This window comes from Rhodanobacter sp. UC4448_H15, from assembly GCF_052978265.1.
This window is the reverse complement of sequence record NZ_CM129665.1, coordinates 972626-988660: the sequence shown is the minus strand read 5'-3', so window position 1 is coordinate 988660 and position 16035 is coordinate 972626. Positions and strand designations below refer to the sequence as shown.

Here is a 16035-nt window from a genome sequence, read left to right as displayed (position 1 = left end):
GAGCCGACATGGACCCGATTACCTGGGTATACCTGATCGTCATGGTCATCTCGCTGATCCTCGCGATCGCGCTGGCCCCCAAACCGAAGAATGCCAAGCCGCCGGCACTGACCGACTTCGACGTGCCTACGGTCGAGGACGGCCGCGAAGTCGTGGACTTCGGCGGCACGGTCTGGATTGATGACCCCAACATCACCTGGTACGGCGATCTGAAGGTCTACCCGCCCATCCAGGTATCGAGCGGCAAGTAATGAGCGAGATCCGTATCACCATGCAGCATGTGCGCGCGGCCAAGCTGGGTGGCACCGGCGTGCTATGCGCCCCGAGCATCCGTGCCTGGTGCGATCGCCACCATGTGGATCTGCGCCAACTGGCCGAGGAGGGCCTGCCGATCAGCCAGGCCGAGGCCATCGACGACGCCTACGCCCAACGCGTGGTGGCGATCGCACGCGCGGAAGCGGAGGCCAACAATGGGTAAGGGCGGCAAGGTCACCATCGGCTATTGGTACCAGATGGGCATCCTGTTCGGGCTCAGCACCGGCCCGATCGATGCCCTGCGCAAAATCACCGGCGGCGGCCGCCTGGCATGGTCCGGCAACGCCACCACCAGCGGCCCGATCACGATCAACGCGCCCGAGCTCTATGGCGGCGAAAAGAAGGAGGGCGGCATCCAGGGCACCGCCGACCTGATGATGGGTGAGGCCGACCAGATGCCCAACGCCTACCTGGTCAGCCAGCTCGGCACGCCCATGCCGGCCTTCCGCGGCAAGGTGATGTTGGTGTACCGCGGCATCGTCGGTGCGCTGAACCCATACATCAAACCCTGGGGCTTCCAGGTGCAGCGCTGGACCGCCGGTTGGCGCACGCCCGTCTGGGAGCCGGGCCTGTGCCAGATCGATCAGGGCATGAACGGGGCGCATTTCATCTACCGTGCCATCACGGACCCGACTACCGGTCTGGGCCGCAACCCGGACCAGGCGCTGGACCTGGTGCGCATGAAAGCCGCGGCGCAGACGCTCCATGACGAAGGTCTCGGCCTATGCCTCAAGTGGTCACGCAGCGACGTGACCGGCAACTTCATTCGCACGGTGTGCGATCACGTGGGCGGCGACTTCGTCGACGACCCCACCACCGGCAAGCAATATCTGAAGCTCTACCGCGGCGACTACGACATCAACACGGTGCCATTGGTCGACGAATCCAACATCGTGGATCTGGTCAGCTACGAGCAGAGCGCGTTGGCCGGCTCGGTGAACCAGATCGTCGTGACCTATCACGACAGCGAGACCAACAAGGATGCGGCCACGCCCGCCATCAACAATCTGGCCAATATCCAGGCGCAGGGCCGGGTGGTCAGCCAATCCGTGCGTTACGACGGCGTCTGGAATGCAGAGCTGGCCCTGCGGCTTGGCATGCGCGACCTGCATGCCAGCAGCAGCCTGCCGGCGCGCATGAAGCTCAAAGTGTTTTCCTCGCTCGACGTGCGTAAGGGCGACGTGTTGGCGTTCAGCTGGTCGCGCCTGAACCTCTCGCGCATGCCGATCCGCGTGCTCGATATCGACCGCGGCACACCCACCATCAACACCATCACGCTCAGCTGCGCGCAAGACGTCTATGCGCTGCCCACCACCACCTATCTGGTCGCGCAGCCGCCGCTGTGGACGGCGCCTAACCTTGCGCCCCAGCCGATCACCATACAGCGCCTGGTCGAAGCCAATTATCGCGACCTGGCCGCCAACCTGCGCGCCGCCGATCTGGCTGCCGTCACGGCGCTGGCCGGCTACGTCGGTTCATTGGCTGCGCGCCCCGCCGGCGTGCCGATCAACTACGCGCTGACCACACGCATCGGCACCACCGGCGCCTTCACCGAAGTCGCCGCCGGTGACTTCGCGCCTACCGGCCTGCTGGCTGCAGCCGTGCCTGTCGGCGCCGTGCCGGTCGCCATCACGCTCACCAGCCCCAAGGATCTGGACCTGGTAGCCATCGGCAGCGAGGCGCTGATCGATGACGAGCTCTTCCGCGTCGAAGCGATCGACGCCGCCGCCGGCACCGCCACGCTCGCCCGCGGCTGCGTCGACACCGTTCCAGCCGAACATGCGCTGGGCGCGCGAGTGTGGTGCACCGACCACTTCACCGCGGCTGACCGTACCGAATACACCACTGGCGAAACCATCGAGGCCAAGCTGCTTACCAACGCCGGCAACGGCAAGCTCGATCCGGCCCTGGCCACCACGGCCAGCATCCTGCTCAACAAGCGTCAGATCCGCCCGTACCCGCCCGGCAACCTCAAGATCAATGGCGTGGCGTACCCCGCCAGCGTGCCCAGCGCGTTGGTGCTGACCTGGTCGCACCGCGACCGCGGCCTGCAGGCCGATCAGCTGATCGACACGACCGCCGCCAATGTCGGCCCGGAAATGGGGACGACGTACACCGTGCGCACCTATCTCGACGGCGTGCTCAAGTCCACTACCGCCGGCATCACCGGCACCACGCATACGCCGGCGAACCCCGGCAGTGGCATCGTGCGCATCGAGGTCGAGGCCGTGCGCGATGGCTATACCTGCTGGCAACCGCTGACGGCGACGTTCTCTTTCGGCGCCCCACAGATCACCAGCACCTTCGTGACCTTCGTCGCCGGCACCGCATCCGGCTACCAGCTCACCGAACAGTTCGGCACCGCGCCATTTACCTACAGCTCCGGGGCGCTGCCTGCTGGCGTCACGATGGATGCGGCCGGCCTGATCAGCTATGACGGCACCGGCGGCGAGATTGCCACATCGTCAGTGAGCTTCACGGTCACCGACGCCAACGGCAGCGCGTCGACGGTCAACCTCCCGATCACGGTGAGCGGCGCGCGCCGATACTGGCGCATCTACATCACCGCGAGCGATGGCAGCCCTGATGGATCGAGCATCGCCGAACTGCAACTGCGTGCGGTTTCTGGCGGAAGCACCTTGTGCGTGGGTGGGGTCGCCGCCGCCAACGCCACGTACTCGGGTACCTATATTGCGTCGAAGGCCTTCGACGCGAATGCATCCACGTTCTGGGCGAGCAGCGCCGTGCTTGGCGGCCCCTGGATACTCGCCTATCAGCTTCCCACCACGTCGCAAGTGGCCGAGGTCTCGATTCAGGTGCGTCCCGACGGCCCAACCGTTTATGGACAAGGCCCGAAGGATTTCCGAATTCAATCGAGCGCCGATAGCACCACCGGCCTCGACGGCACATGGGTCAATGAATGGGCGGTGAGCAATCAAACGGGATGGACAAATGGTATGACCCGCATCTTCACCCGGCCCTAAGCGGAGCGCCGGGCTGCGTCAACAGCCCGGCCTTTCCCCACGAGTGAGCGTGGATCAAGCGCGGCCCCTTCCGTGATCACGGCGGGGCCAGCGTACGAACCAACGATCTCAGAAGTGGAGACGCAACATGGCAAAACCGATCCTCGCCTGGCCCGGCGGAAAGCGCAGGCTGGCAAAGCACATCCTCCCGCTCTTTGACAGCCCGCATCAGTGTTACGTCGAGCCCTTCGCCGGCGGTGCCGCGCTGCTGTTCATGCGTGCCACGCCGGCGCCGGTGGAGGTGCTCAACGATATGCACTCCGAACTGGTGCACCTGTACCGTTGCGTCCGCCATCACCTGGACGAGCTGGTGCGTCAGTTCCGCTGGGCGCTGGCCAGCCGCGAGATGTTCGAGTGGGCCAAGATGGAGCGACCCGAGACCCTGACCGATATCCAGCGCGCCGCGCGGTTCCTCTACCTGCAAAAGCTGGCTTTCGGCGCCAAGGTCAGCGACCACACCTTCGGCACCTCGGCCATGCAACCGCCACGCCTCAACCTGCTACGTCTGGAGGAGGACCTGTCCGCCGCGCACCTGCGCCTGGCCAGGGTCACCATCGAGCACCTGCCGTGGCAAGACTGCATCCGCCGCTACGACCGCCCCGACACCCTGTTCTACCTCGACCCGCCATACTGGCAGACCGAGGGCTACGCGAACGCGTTCCCCTGGACGGAATACGAGCAGCTCGCCGAAGTCATGGCCAACCTGCTGGGCCGCGCCATCCTCAGCATCAATGACCACCCCGACATCCGCCGCGCGTTCGCCCGCTTCAAGCAGCGCAAACTCACCGCCACCTACACCATCGGTGGAGGCAGGAAGGCCGCCGGCGAACTGCTCATGGTCACCCGGTAGCGGAACCACGGGCGGTGGGCTGGTCGAAGTCCTCCAGGGCATGCCTGGTGGCCAGATACAGCCCTACCGTCCCGACGTCCGTGCTGTGCGTGGCTCTCACGGCCGCCAGCAGCTCGGCGTCGCTACAGCTGAAATTGCCGCACCAGTGCGCCCGGCTGAGCGGGCTGCGCAAGTCGATTCGCTCGTCCATGCCTGTATCCTGCCGGCCAGGATCAGGCAGCGGAATCATCCCCCGCAGCGGGGCCCTGTAGGCGCCGGCCGCACAAGCGTGGTTTGAACCCCCTTCAACGGCCCATTACGATGCCGTCATTCCCCCTCCGCGGCGCTCCGCAAACCAAGTGTCCCGACTTTGCAAACCAAGTGGCCGCTTACAATTGGCTCGCGTCAATCGTTGCCCGATCCCGACCAGCGCCCGCCCCAGCACTGCTCGGTCGGCGTAGCCGCCAGGCAAGTCGTTGGCTTCCATGTAACTGCGGAACCGCCGCAACGCAGGCGTCAGCAAGGCATCGCGCCGCCGCAGCAGTCCACGCAGGCCGAGCGAGTAGTCCTCCAGCGGCTGTGCGCTCCAGCGTGGAAATTCCCGGGCCAGCAAGTGATCGAACCACATGTCCAGCAGGATGCCGGCGTAGCGGCGATACGGCGGCGGCAGCTGCGCCTTGGCGGCCAGCACGGCGGGGTGGGCGTCGGTGTAACCGTCGATGGCGCGGTGCAGGCGGATGCCGCGGATCACCCGTGGCGGGAACTGCGCCGGATCGGGCTGGCCGCGCACGAAGTCGCCGAGCAGGCCGCCCAGTTGCAGCGCCTCGTCATCGCCGGCCAGCAGCGCATGCGCCAGATGGTTCATTGCCGCGGGCGGCAGTGCGGCGTCGCGGTTATCATCGTGGGCATGAAACCCGCCTCGTTCCCTGCCGACCCTGCCGGCTTTCCGGATGTCGCCGCCAGTTTCGTGCTGACCGGCCCGGTCGGCAAGCTGGAAACCGTCACCGACATCGCCGAGCCTGACGGCGCGCGCCGAGGCGTGGCGGTGATCTGCCACCCGCTGACCAGCGAAGGCGGCAGCATGCACAACAAGGTGGTGACCATGGTCGAACGCGCGCTGCGCGAGTCGGGGCTGGATACCGTACGCTTCAACTTCCGCGGGGCGGGCAGTTCCGAGGGAAGTTTCGACAAGGGCCGCGGCGAGCGCGACGATCTCGCCGCCGTGGTCGCCTGGGTGCGTCGCGTGCGACCCGACGATGCGCTGTGGCTGGCCGGTTTCTCGTTCGGCAGCGGCGTGAGCATCGCCCAGGCGGCGCCGCTGCACGCCGATGCGCTGATCAGCATCGCGCCGCCGGCGGGCCGTTACGGGCTCGATGCGATCACGCCGCCGACCTGCCCCTGGCTGGTCGTGCAGGGCGAGGCCGACGAGGTGGTCGAACCGCAGGCGGTGTTCGACTGGCTCGACAGCCTGGAACACCCGCCCGAACTGGTGCGCATGCCCGACACCAGCCACTTCTTCCATCGCCGGCTGATGGATCTGCGCGGCGCGATCAAGCACGCCGTGCGCGACTGGCTGCCGCCGACACGCCAGGCCTGACCCCCTCCATGACCGAAACGTTTTTGCTCGCGCCCAGCGCGCGTTATGCCGAAGGCGTGGCCGCCCATCGCTGGGAGTCCGACCCCGCCCAGCTGGCGCTGCTGGCCGAGTTCGACCGCATGCATGCGGCACTGTGCGCGGAACCTGCCGGCGAAGGCGGCCTGTTCGGCCGGCTGAAATCGCTGCTGGGCAACGAGCCGCCGCCGGCCGTGCCCGGACTGTACCTGTGGGGCAGCGTGGGTCGCGGCAAGACGTTCCTGATGGACCTGTTCGCCGCCAGCCTGCCGCACGGCGTGGTGCTGCGGCGGCATTTCCACCGCTTCATGGGCGAGGTGCACGACAGCCTGCGCGCCCTGGGCGAGCGGCAGAGCCCGCTGGTGGAGGTCGCTGCCGGCATTGCCGGACGCTGCCGCGTGCTGTGCCTGGACGAGTTCCTGGTCAACGACATCGGCGACGCGATGATCCTGGCCAACCTGCTCGACGCATTGTTCGAGCGCGGGGTGAGCCTGGTCACCACCTCAAATACCGCGCCGGCGAACCTGTACAAGGACGGCCTGCAGCGCGCCCGATTCCTGCCCGCGATCGCGCTGATCGAGCAGCACTGCCACGTGGTCGAGATGGTTTCCGCGCATGACTGGCGCCTGCGCGCGCTGACCCAGGCGCCGGTCTACCTCACCCCGCCGGGCGCCGAGTCGCATCGCGCACTGGAGCGCATCTTCGCCAGCCAGGCCAGTGGCGCGATCGAACTCGACGGCATGCTGCGCATCAACGGCCGCGACATCCCGTTCCACAAGCGCGCCGAGACCATCCTGTGGTTCCAGTTCGCCGCGCTGTGCGAGGGCCCGCGCGCCGTGGCCGACTACATCGCGCTGGCCAAGGCCGGCCCGGCGGTGATCGTCGCCAACGTGCCGCAGTTCACCATCTACAGCGAGGACGCGGCGAAACGCTTCGTGCAACTGGTCGACGAGTTCTACGACCGGCGCGTGAAGCTGGTGCTTTCCGCCGCCGCGCCGATCACCGAGCTCTACGACGGCGAGCGCCTGCGCGCCGAATTCGGCCGCACCGAATCGCGCCTGATCGAGATGCAGAGCGAGGAATACCTCGCGCTGGAGCATCGACCCGAATGAGCCGGCGGCGCCTGCGCGGCGCAGAGGCCGGCCATCACGTAGGCACCAGCCTGTCCAGGCGCTAGCATCGAGCGACCCCCGCCATGGAGACAGCCATGCATCGCACCGCCTTCGCCCTGGCGCTTGCCGCCCTGGTCGCCTCGCCGCTGCACGCCGCCGATACCCGCCAGACGCCGACCCGTCAGGTAGAGGCCATGGTGCAGCAGGAGCTGCCGCAGGTCACCGCGTGGCGGCGCGATATCCACCAGCACCCGGAACTGAGCAACCGCGAGGTGCGCACCTCGGCGCTCGTGGCCAGGGAGTTGAAGAAGCTGGGATTGGAAGTGCATGCGGGGATCGCCCACACCGGCGTGGTCGCGCTGTTGAAGGGGGATTTGCCCGGGCCGCGCCTGGCGCTGCGCGCGGACATGGATGCGCTGCCGGTGACCGAAGAGGTCGACCTGCCCTTCGCCTCGAAGGCGAAGGGCGAGTACCGCGGCAAGGAGACCGGCGTGATGCACGCCTGCGGCCATGACGCGCACACGGCGATGCTGCTGGGCATCGCGCAGGCGCTTGCCGGCATGAAAAGGCAACTGCACGGCTCGGTGCTGTTCGTGTTCCAGCCGGCGGAGGAAGGCGCACCGGCCGGCGAGGAGGGTGGCGCCGAGCTGATGCTGAAGGAAGGCATGTTCCGCGACTACAAGCCGGATGCGATGTTCGGCATGCACGTGGTCAGCTCGCTCAACGTGGGCACCGTCTCGGTGCGGCCGGGGCCGACCATGGCCGGCTCGGACTGGTTCAAGCTGGTCGTGCACGGGCGCCAGACCCACGGTGCCATGCCGTGGAACGGAATCGATCCGATCGTCACCGCGGCGGAGATCATCAGCGCGTCGCAGACCATCGTCAGCCGCCAGCTCGACATCAGCAAGCTTCCGGCGGTGCTCAGTTTCGGCATCGTCGATGGCGGCGCGCGCTACAACATCGTGCCCGACCAGGTGGAGTTGCAAGGCACGCTGCGCACCTTCGACCCCGCCATGCGGAAGCAGGCGCTGGACGGCCTCAAGCGCATCGCCGAAAACGTCGCCGCCGCGCATGGCGCCACGGTGGACGAGCAGATTCCCCTGCTCAGCAACCCGGTGCTGGTGAATGACGACAAGCTGGCCGCAGACGTGCGCGCCAGCCTGGTGCGCATCAACGGCGCAGCGCAGGTGCGCGAGGCGAAACCGTGGATGGCGTCGGAGGATTTCGCGCTGTTCGCCGAGGCGGTCCCCAGCGTGTATTTCTTCGTCGGCGCCACGCCGAAAGGCCAGGATGCCGCGACCGCGCCGGCCAACCATTCGCCGAAGTTCTTCCTTGACGAGGGCGCCCTGAAGGTCGGCATGCAGTCGATGCTGCAGGCAAGCCTGGACTATCTGGGAGCCGCGGGGCCGTGAAGCGCCGGGCCGCCCCGGATCACTCGACGTGCGCGGCCGCCGCCGCAGGATGCGCGCGCAGGAAGCGCCGATGGTGCACCAGCACGCCGCTGTAATAGGCGATGTAGTAACCGACCAGCAGGCCGATCACCAGCATGGTCAGCGGGCTGGACGCGTAGCCCATCGGCTGCATCGACGTGCCCGCGTCTGCCGCCGCCTGCGCGTGCTGCAGCTGCGGCCACACCACCATCAGCCGCCAGGCCAGGCGCCCGAGCAGCAGCACGGTGAGCAGGGCGCCGATCCACGGATTGGGCACGTAGCAGTCGCCCTTGGCCGGATCGACCTCGAAGCGGGTCAGCCGCAAGCCGAACAGACCGATCGCGGCGCCGATCAGCACCCCGCCGAGCAACCCTTCGGCCAACGCCAGATGATGGAAACCGCTCAGCGCCAGCAGGCCACCGATGACCGCGAAGATCACGATGCGGGCGATCATCCGCTTGCGCCGGATCGGCTGGCGACCGAACTGCCGGCTGACCCGCCGCCACACGATCCAGGCCAGCAGCGGCAGCATGATCAGATAACTGGTCAGATGGGCGGGCATGGCGTGGTCCGGTGGATGAGGGACTGGGGGCCGGGGTTCGGGAAGGCACCCGCACCGGCTGCCGGCGATTTTGCTCCTGGCGAAGCCCGAATCCCGGCTACTTCGCCTTGCCCTGGTTGGCCACCGCGGCCATCTTCGCCGCGATCGCCTCGGCGTCGCCCAGGTAGTAATGGCGCAACGGCTTCAGTTCGTCGTCGAATTCATACACCAGCGGCACGCCGTTGGGGATGTTGAGCTCGACGATCGCCTCGTCGGAGATGCCGTCCAGATATTTCACCAGCGCGCGCAGCGAGTTGCCGTGCGCGGCGACCAGCACGCGCTGGCCCGCCTTGATCGCCGGCGCCAGCACCTGGTGCCAGTACGGCAGCACGCGCGCCACGGTGTCCTTCAGGCACTCGGTATCGGGGATGTCCTTCGGGTCGAGCTTCGCGTAACGCGGATCGTGCACCGACTCGTTCGCGGCGCGCTCCAGCGGCGGCGGCGGCACGTCGTAGCTGCGCCGCCAGATCTTCACCTGCTCCTCGCCGTACTTCGCCGCGGTCTCGGCCTTGTTCAGGCCGGTGAGGCCGCCGTAGTGACGCTCGTTGAGGCGCCAGTCGGTGACCACCGGCAGCCACATCAGGCCCATCTCGTCCTGCACGCCCCACAGCGTGCGCACGGCCCGCTTGAGCACCGAGGTGTGCGCCACGTCGAAGCTGTAGCCGCCTTCGGTCAGCAGGCGGCCCGCTTCGCGCGCCTCCGCCCTGCCCTGCTCGGTGAGGTCGACGTCGGCCCAGCCGCTGAAGCGGTTGTCGAGGTTCCACTGCGATTGGCCGTGGCGGATCAGGACGAGCTTGTGCATGGGTGCGCTCAGCAAACGGGATGAACCGCGAATGGTGCAGTGCGGCTCCGGCAGCGTCAAATCCGCACCCTGCCACAGGTCATGGCAAACCTTTGCCGCGGCGGCGGCATCCTAGAGACTCCCACCGACCACGGAGCCTGCCATGCATCGCATCTCGACCATTCTTCTCCTGTGCACGTTCGCCTTGCTGCCTGCCCTGGCAGTGGCCCGCGACGGCGACATCGACAAGGTCAACGGCGCGGTACGCGTCGAGGCGGGCCAACAGGCCGGCGACGTCAGCTCGGTCAACGGCGCGGTCCATGTCGGCGATGGCGCCACCGTGCGCAAGGCCGGCACGGTCAACGGCGCGGTGGAGCTCGGCGACCGCGCCCAGGCCACCGCGGTGGACACCGTCAACGGCTCGATCACGCTGGGCGAAGCCAGCAAGGTCAGTGGTGACGTGAGCGCGGTCAACGGCAGCATCCGCCTGGCGCGCGGCGCCGAGGTCGGCGGCAAGCTGGGCAACGTCAACGGCGCCATCGTGCTGGATGCCGCCCACGTCGCCGGCGGTCTGGCCACGGTCAGCGGCGACATCAGCGTGGGCGAAAACTCGCGCGTCGAAGGCGGCATCCTGATCGACAAGCAGAACGGCTGGTTCAACTTCAACAGCCGCAAGCCGGTGGTGGTGATCGGCCCGCACGCCGTGGTGCAGGGCACGCTGGAGTTCCGCCGCGAGGTGGAACTGAAAGTCAGCGACAGCGCCACGATCGGCCCGGTGAAGGGGGCAACAGTGGAGAAATTCAGCGGGGCCACTCCGTAGGTCAGATCGTAGGGCGGGCAATGCCCGCCGCGGTCGCGACATGCTAACGGGCATCGGCGGGCGGTGCCCGCCCTACGCGCGGCTGCGTCAGACCCAGTCGCGCGGCTTCAGGTAGTCGGCGAGCTTCGCCTCGGCGGAGCCGGCTTCCGGCTGGTACGCATACTCGAAGCGCACGCGCGGCGGCAGGCTCATCAGGATCGATTCGGTGCGGCCGCCGGACTGCAGGCCGAACAAGGTGCCGCGGTCGTAGACCAGGTTGAACTCCACGTAGCGACCGCGCCGGTACAGCTGGAACTCGCGCTCGCGCTCGCCGTACGGCGTGGCCTTGCGCCGTTCGACAATCGGCAGATAGGCATCGAGGAAACCCTGGCCGACGTCACGGGTGAACGCGAAGCAGCGCTCGAAGCCGCCCTCGTTCATGTCGTCGTAGAACAGCCCGCCCACGCCGCGCGTTTCGTCGCGGTGCTTCAGGTAGAAGTACTCGTCGCACCATTGCTTGTAGCGCGGATACACGTCCGGGCCATACGGTTCGCACAGGTCGCGCGCCACGGTATGCCAGTGGCGCACGTCCTCGTCCACCGGGTAGAACGGGGTGAGGTCGAAGCCGCCGCCGAACCACCACACCGGCTCCACGCCTTCCTTGCTGGCCTCGAAGTAGCGCACGTTGGCATGCGTGGTCGGCACGTGCGGGTTCTTCGGATGCAGCACCAGCGACACGCCGGTGGCGATGAAGCTGCCGCCGGCCAGCTCGGGCCGGTGCGCGGTGGCGCTGGGTGGCAGCTGATGCCCATGCACGCGCGAGAAATTCACCCCGGCCTGCTCGAACACCGCGCCATCGCGCAGCACGCGGGTGCGCCCGCCACCGCCCGCCGCGCGGGTCCACGCATCCTCGACGAAGCGTGCGCCGCCGTCGGCCTGCTCGATCGCCGCGCAGATGCGGTCCTGCAGTTCGCGCAGGAAGGTTTCGGCAAGGTCGGCTTGTGCACTCATCGTCTGGCCCGAAAGATTCGATGGCGCCAAGCTTAGCAAGCAGCCGTGCGCGACCGGCTGCGGTGCAGCGCCGCGCCGGCCTGATCCGGCACAATTCAACTGATGCGTGCGGCCATGCGCGCGTGCCCGATCAACCGCGCCCAGCGCATGCCGATGTCGATCCACATCAGGTAGCCCGCTTCCAGCACGAGCCGGCCGAGGTAGCGCGCATGCCGCGGCAGCGTCGGTTCCGCCGCCACGGCAATGCTGTCGAAGCCGAGCCGCTGCGCCAGCAGCAGACAGCGCGCAAGGTGGTAGCGGCTGGTCACCAGCGCCACCGGCGGCAGGTGGCCTCGTTCCAGCAGCAGCCGGCGCGCATGGCGCAGGTTCTCCAGCGAGTCGATCGAATCCTGTTCGAGCTCCACGCGCACGTCGCCGGTCAGCTCGTGCTGGCGCAACCAGGCCTCGCCGGCAGCGGCCTCGCTCAGCTCGCTGCCGCTGCAACCGCCGAGCAGCAGCAGATGATCGGTCTGTTGCTGCCGTGCCAGGACCAGCGCGCGCTGCAGGCGCTGCCGGTAATCATGGCCGGGCGCGTCATGTTCCAGCCGGCGGCCGAACACCAGCACGGTCATCCGTCGCGGCGGCGACAGCGGGCTGCGCGTGGCGATGCGCCATACATGGACCAGATAGCCGAGCCAGACCAGGCCGGCACTGAGCACCACGACCAGCCCGGTGACCACTGCCGCATGCAGCACGTCGGCGTCGCGCAGGTATTTCGAGGGTTTTCGCGGGGCGGACACGCCAAGGCATCGTCGGTGCGGGAGACGCGACAGCTTAACGGTGTACGACGTTCGCGGCATCTTCATGCCGTGCTGGCCACGATCGGACTCCGCCGATGGTCGCAGGCTAGGCAAGCTGCAGGGCGACCGCTAGGCTTTCGCGATGCCTCATGTGATGACACCTCTCGCGGTCACCGCGCACACCGCCACGTCGGCACTCGGCCACGGGCTCGACGCCCAGCTCGACGCGTTGCGCGGCGAGCGCAGCGGCCTGCGTCCGAACGATTTCAGCAGTGCGCCGCTGACATGCTGGATCGGCCGCGTCGATGGCCTGGAAACCGCCGCGCTGCCCGCCGCGCTCGCGTCATGGGATTGCCGCAACAACCGGCTGGCCTGGCTCGGCCTGAATCAGGACGGCTTCCTCGACCGCGTGCGCGCCGCGCGCGCGCGCTACGGCGCCGGCCGCGTCGCCTTGCTGCTGGGCACCTCCACCGCCAGCATCGGCGCCACCGAGGAGGCGTATCGGCGGCTCGACGCCGACGGCGGTTTTCCCGACGACATGCTGCGCCCGGCGATCCACGCGCCGCATTCGCTGGCCGCCTTCGTGGCCGCGGCGCTGGCACTGGAAGGGCCGTGCCTGACCGTCTCCACCGCCTGCTCGTCCAGCGCCAAGGTGTTCGCCAGCGCCGAGCGGATGCTGCGGCTGGGCCTGATCGACGCGGCCGTGGTCGGCGGCGTGGACACCTTGTGCGACAGCGTGCTGTTCGGTTTCAACGCGCTGGAACTGGTCTCGCCCGAGCCGTGCCGGCCGTTCGACGCGGCGCGCAACGGCATCTCGATCGGCGAGGCCGCCGGCTTCGCGCTGCTGGAGCGCATCGACACCGCACCCGATGCACCCCGCCTGCTGGGCTACGGCGAATCCAGCGACGCGCACCACATGTCCACGCCGCACCCGCAAGGACTCGGTGCGGAGCTGGCACTGAACGACGCGCTGGCGCGCGCCGGGCTCGATCCTGCGCAGGTCGGCTACATCAACCTGCACGGCACCGCCAGCCAGAAGAACGACGAAGTGGAAGCGGCGCTGGTCGCGCGCGCCTTCCCGGCTACCACGCGGGCCAGCTCCACCAAGGGTTTCACCGGCCACACGCTGGGTGCCGCAGGCATCGTCGAGGCGACCATGGCGCTGCAGGCGATCGAACACGACCTGGTGCCCGGCAACCTCGGCGGCGACACGCCCGACCCGGTCTGCGGCGCGCAGTTCGCCTGGCACAACGAGCAGCAGCGCATCGACGTGGCACTCAGCAACTCGTTCGGCTTCGGCGGCAACAATGCCTGCCTGGCCTTCGCCCGCGCGGGGTTCGTCGCATGAGCGACTTGCGCGTCTACGTCGAAGGCATCGGCCTGTGGTCGCCGCAGCTGGCCGACTTCGCCGCATTGCGCAGCCTGCTCGCCGGACAGACGCCAGCGCCGCCGCCGGCGCGCCCCACTGCCGCCACGCTGCCGCCGAACGAGCGCCGGCGCGCGCCGGCCAGCGTGCTGCTGGCGATCGAGGCGGCCGGACAGGCGGTCGCGATGAGCGGCCGCGACGCCGCCACGCTGGCGTGCGTGTTCGCCTCCTCGCACGGCGACCAGACGATCACCGATTACATGTGCGCCACGCTCGCCCATGCGCCGGCCGAGCTGTCGCCGATCCGCTTCCACAACTCGGTGCACAACGCCGCCGTCGGCTACTGGACCATCGCCACCGGCTGCCACGCGCCGTCCACCGCGATCGCCGCGCAGGCAGCCAGCTTCGGTGCCGGCCTGCTCGAAGCGGCCAGCCAGGTGCTGACCGAGCAACGCGCGGTGTTGCTGGTGTGCAGCGACGGCGCCGGCAGCTGGCCACTGGCCGAAGTCACCGACTGCGACCAGCCTTTCGCCTGCGCGCTGGTGCTGGCCCCTGCGGCGGGCGCGGCCACGCTGGCCCGGCTCGACCTGCAGCTGGCCCCGCCGCAGCCCGACGATGCCCTGCCCGAGCCACTGGCCGGTTGGTGCCGGGGCAATCCATCGGCCCGCAGCCTCGCCCTGCTCGCCGTGCTGGCCAGTAATGCGGGATCATGCCGGCTGGCCGCCGCCCCCGCGCTGGGATTGCAGATCGCCATGGAGAAGGTCGCGTGAATACATCCACCGCACGCTGGTGCGTCCTGATCCCCTGTCTCAACGAGGAGGCGGCGATCCGCGCAGTGATCGAATCCGTGCTCGCGCTGGAGGCTCCGGTGATCGTGATCGACGACGGCTCGGACGATCGCACGCCGGATATCGCTGCCAGCCTGCCGGTAACCCTGCTGCGCCACGAACAACGCTGCGGCAAGGGCGAGGCGCTGCGCCGGGGCTTCCGCGAGGCGCTGCGCCTGGGCTACGACGCGGTACTGACGATGGACGGCGACGGCCAGCACCTGGCCAGCGACATCCCGCGCATCGTCGCCGCCGCCGCGCGCTACCCGCAACACATCGTGATCGGCGCGCGGCTGCTGGACAAGGCGCAGCAACCGAAGGGCCGTCGCCGGGCCAACGCGGTCGCCGACTGGGGCATCTCGTGGGCCTGCGCCCAACCGGTGGCCGACACCCAGAGCGGCCAGCGCTGGTATCCGCGCGAGGCACTGGAACTGGTCGACCTGGCCGCGGAGAACTTCGTGTTCGAGGCCGCCATCCTGATCGCCGCCTCGCGCGAGAAGAAACTCGGCATCGTCTCGGTGCCGATCGCCTCGCGCTACCACGGCACGTTCCGCCCCAGCCACCTGAAACCGGTGCGCGACGTCACCCGCATCACCACCTACACGATCGGCCGGGTGATCCACTACGGCGACATCATCGCCAGCTATCGCCGCTCGCGCGCGCGTCCGCGAGTGATCGAGGAAGCCGTGCCGGCAGCTTAGAGACACCATGGCCAAGTCCTCGCTGGAACGACGGCCTGGTCAGAACACCTTGGAACTCAGTCCGGCAGCAGCGCCTGGCCGAGCTGGCGCAGGGCATCGGGGTTGAGCAGCTCCAGTTCGCGACCCTCGATGCGGATCAGGTTCTGGCTGCGGAAGCGGCTCAGCACGCGGCTCACCGTTTCGGCGGCCAGGCGCAGGTAGTTGGCGATGTCGCCGCGCGACATGCTGAGGTGGAAGCGCGTGGCGGAGAAACCGCGCGCGGCATAGCGTCCGGCGAGATCCATCAGGAACGCCGCCATGCGCTCGTCCGCGCTGTGGTCGCCGGCCAGCAGGCTGGCGCTGCCCAGTTCCTTGCTCAACAGGCGGAACAGGTGCTTCTGCACTGCCGGTATGCGCGAGGCCAGCGCGCTCATCGCGGGGAAGGAGAAACGGCAGAAGAACGAGGTATCCAGCGCCACCGCGTCGCAGGGGAAGTGCTCGGGATAGATCGCGTTGAGGCCGATCACCTCGCCGGGCAGGTAGAAACCCAGCACCTGCTCGCGGCCCTCCTTGTCCACCATGCGGGTTTTCACCGTGCCGCTGCGCACCGCGAAGATCGCGCGGAACGGATCGCCGGTGCGGAAGATGTGCTCGCCGGCACGGAACGGCCCGACGTGCTCGACCAGGCATTGCAACTGCGCCAGCTCGGGCTTGTTGTAGCCCGCAGCGATGCAGGCACTGGAGAACGCACAGGTACCGCAGAAGTGCGCCTCGTCGCCGTCGTCGGCAATCGGATTGGGCGGCTCGGGCAGGCGCCCTGCCGGGTGCTTGGAATCCATGATGCGATCGGGTTGCCTGGTCGGAGCTGCG

18 protein-coding genes are annotated in these 16035 nt (G+C 68.4%); 11 read left to right on the top strand and 7 right to left on the bottom strand.

Annotated elements, in window-relative coordinates:
• The first annotated feature begins 8 nt into the window (after window positions 1-8).
• From ACVCMI_RS04325 to ACVCMI_RS04310, 4 genes are all read left to right on the top strand, one after another.
• A complete protein-coding gene (locus ACVCMI_RS04325) occupies window positions 9-251 on the top strand; it encodes a hypothetical protein (RefSeq protein WP_447097325.1) in 243 nt (80 codons plus the stop codon).
• The gene (locus tag ACVCMI_RS04320) at window positions 251-478 is read left to right on the top strand and encodes a hypothetical protein (RefSeq protein ID WP_447097326.1); all 228 of its coding nucleotides are present in this window, start codon (window positions 251-253) and stop codon (window positions 476-478) included. Before ACVCMI_RS04325 ends, ACVCMI_RS04320 begins: the two co-directional genes overlap by 1 nt.
• Window positions 471-3299 (top strand): phage tail protein, encoded by a 2829-nt coding sequence (locus ACVCMI_RS04315; protein WP_447097327.1) that lies wholly within the window; start codon window positions 471-473, stop codon window positions 3297-3299. Before ACVCMI_RS04320 ends, ACVCMI_RS04315 begins: the two co-directional genes overlap by 8 nt.
• Before the next feature lie 127 nt (window positions 3300-3426).
• A complete protein-coding gene (locus tag ACVCMI_RS04310) occupies window positions 3427-4188 on the top strand; it encodes a DNA adenine methylase (protein WP_447097328.1) in 762 nt (253 codons plus the stop codon).
• Here ACVCMI_RS04310 and ACVCMI_RS04305 read toward each other — a convergent pair.
• Together ACVCMI_RS04305 and ACVCMI_RS04300 are read right to left on the bottom strand one after the other, a co-directional pair.
• Window positions 4178-4378 carry a DUF3606 domain-containing protein gene (locus tag ACVCMI_RS04305; protein ID WP_447097329.1) on the bottom strand — a complete coding sequence of 67 codons (201 nt, stop codon included), beginning with the start codon at window positions 4376-4378 and terminating at the stop codon, window positions 4178-4180. The two genes, ACVCMI_RS04310 and ACVCMI_RS04305, sit on opposite strands and share 11 nt — an antisense overlap.
• Before the next feature lie 105 nt (window positions 4379-4483).
• The gene (locus tag ACVCMI_RS04300) at window positions 4484-5032 is read right to left on the bottom strand and encodes an acyl carrier protein phosphodiesterase (protein WP_447097330.1); all 549 of its coding nucleotides are present in this window, start codon (window positions 5030-5032) and stop codon (window positions 4484-4486) included.
• 42 nt (window positions 5033-5074) lie between these two features.
• On the opposite strand from ACVCMI_RS04300, the gene ACVCMI_RS04295 reads away from it, so the two are divergent.
• From ACVCMI_RS04295 to ACVCMI_RS04285, 3 genes are all read left to right on the top strand, one after another.
• Window positions 5075-5764 (top strand): alpha/beta hydrolase, encoded by a 690-nt coding sequence (locus tag ACVCMI_RS04295; RefSeq protein ID WP_395121331.1) that lies wholly within the window; start codon window positions 5075-5077, stop codon window positions 5762-5764.
• Window positions 5765-5772: 8 nt separating this feature from the next.
• Window positions 5773-6891 (top strand): cell division protein ZapE, encoded by a 1119-nt coding sequence (zapE, locus tag ACVCMI_RS04290; protein WP_395116289.1) that lies wholly within the window; start codon window positions 5773-5775, stop codon window positions 6889-6891.
• Between the two features lie 95 nt (window positions 6892-6986).
• Entirely contained in the window at window positions 6987-8303 is a 1317-nt protein-coding gene (locus ACVCMI_RS04285; RefSeq protein WP_447097331.1) for an amidohydrolase, read from the top strand.
• Window positions 8304-8322: 19 nt separating this feature from the next.
• Here ACVCMI_RS04285 and ACVCMI_RS04280 read toward each other — a convergent pair whose 3' ends face one another.
• Together ACVCMI_RS04280 and gpmA are read right to left on the bottom strand one after the other, a co-directional pair.
• The gene (locus tag ACVCMI_RS04280) at window positions 8323-8883 is read right to left on the bottom strand and encodes a DUF1453 domain-containing protein (RefSeq protein ID WP_447097332.1); all 561 of its coding nucleotides are present in this window, start codon (window positions 8881-8883) and stop codon (window positions 8323-8325) included.
• 97 nt (window positions 8884-8980) lie between these two features.
• On the bottom strand, window positions 8981-9724 hold the full coding sequence (gene gpmA, locus ACVCMI_RS04275) for a 2,3-diphosphoglycerate-dependent phosphoglycerate mutase (protein WP_395116283.1): 744 nt from the start codon (window positions 9722-9724) through the stop codon (window positions 8981-8983).
• A gap of 142 nt (window positions 9725-9866) precedes the next feature.
• Here gpmA and ACVCMI_RS04270 point away from each other — a divergent pair, with 142 nt between their 5' ends.
• Window positions 9867-10523 (top strand): hypothetical protein, encoded by a 657-nt coding sequence (locus ACVCMI_RS04270; RefSeq protein WP_447097333.1) that lies wholly within the window; start codon window positions 9867-9869, stop codon window positions 10521-10523.
• Window positions 10524-10610: 87 nt separating this feature from the next.
• Here ACVCMI_RS04270 and hemF read toward each other — a convergent pair whose 3' ends face one another.
• Together hemF and ACVCMI_RS04260 are read right to left on the bottom strand one after the other, a co-directional pair.
• Window positions 10611-11513, bottom strand: coding sequence for an oxygen-dependent coproporphyrinogen oxidase (gene hemF, locus ACVCMI_RS04265; RefSeq protein WP_395116279.1), 903 nt, complete (start codon window positions 11511-11513; stop codon window positions 10611-10613).
• A 95-nt stretch (window positions 11514-11608) separates the two neighbouring features.
• Complete coding sequence (locus ACVCMI_RS04260) at window positions 11609-12292, bottom strand: YdcF family protein (protein ID WP_395116277.1); 684 nt, start codon at window positions 12290-12292, stop codon at window positions 11609-11611.
• Between the two features lie 154 nt (window positions 12293-12446).
• Here ACVCMI_RS04260 and ACVCMI_RS04255 point away from each other — a divergent pair, with 154 nt between their 5' ends.
• Genes ACVCMI_RS04255 through ACVCMI_RS04245 form a run of 3 tightly spaced genes read left to right on the top strand, consistent with a single transcriptional unit; the run spans window position 12447 to window position 15186 of the window.
• Window positions 12447-13640: a beta-ketoacyl-[acyl-carrier-protein] synthase family protein gene (locus ACVCMI_RS04255; RefSeq protein WP_395116275.1), complete on the top strand. Its 1194-nt coding sequence runs from the start codon at window positions 12447-12449 to the stop codon at window positions 13638-13640.
• A complete protein-coding gene (locus tag ACVCMI_RS04250; protein WP_447097334.1) occupies window positions 13637-14428 on the top strand; it encodes a beta-ketoacyl synthase chain length factor in 792 nt (263 codons plus the stop codon). Before ACVCMI_RS04255 ends, ACVCMI_RS04250 begins: the two co-directional genes overlap by 4 nt.
• A complete protein-coding gene (locus ACVCMI_RS04245; protein WP_395116271.1) occupies window positions 14425-15186 on the top strand; it encodes a glycosyltransferase family 2 protein in 762 nt (253 codons plus the stop codon). The genes ACVCMI_RS04250 and ACVCMI_RS04245 overlap by 4 nt, the downstream gene beginning before the upstream one ends.
• A gap of 56 nt (window positions 15187-15242) precedes the next feature.
• Here ACVCMI_RS04245 and ACVCMI_RS04240 read toward each other — a convergent pair whose 3' ends face one another.
• Window positions 15243-16004, bottom strand: coding sequence for a helix-turn-helix domain-containing protein (locus ACVCMI_RS04240; protein WP_395116269.1), 762 nt, complete (start codon window positions 16002-16004; stop codon window positions 15243-15245).
• Window positions 16005-16035: the final 31 nt, after the last annotated feature.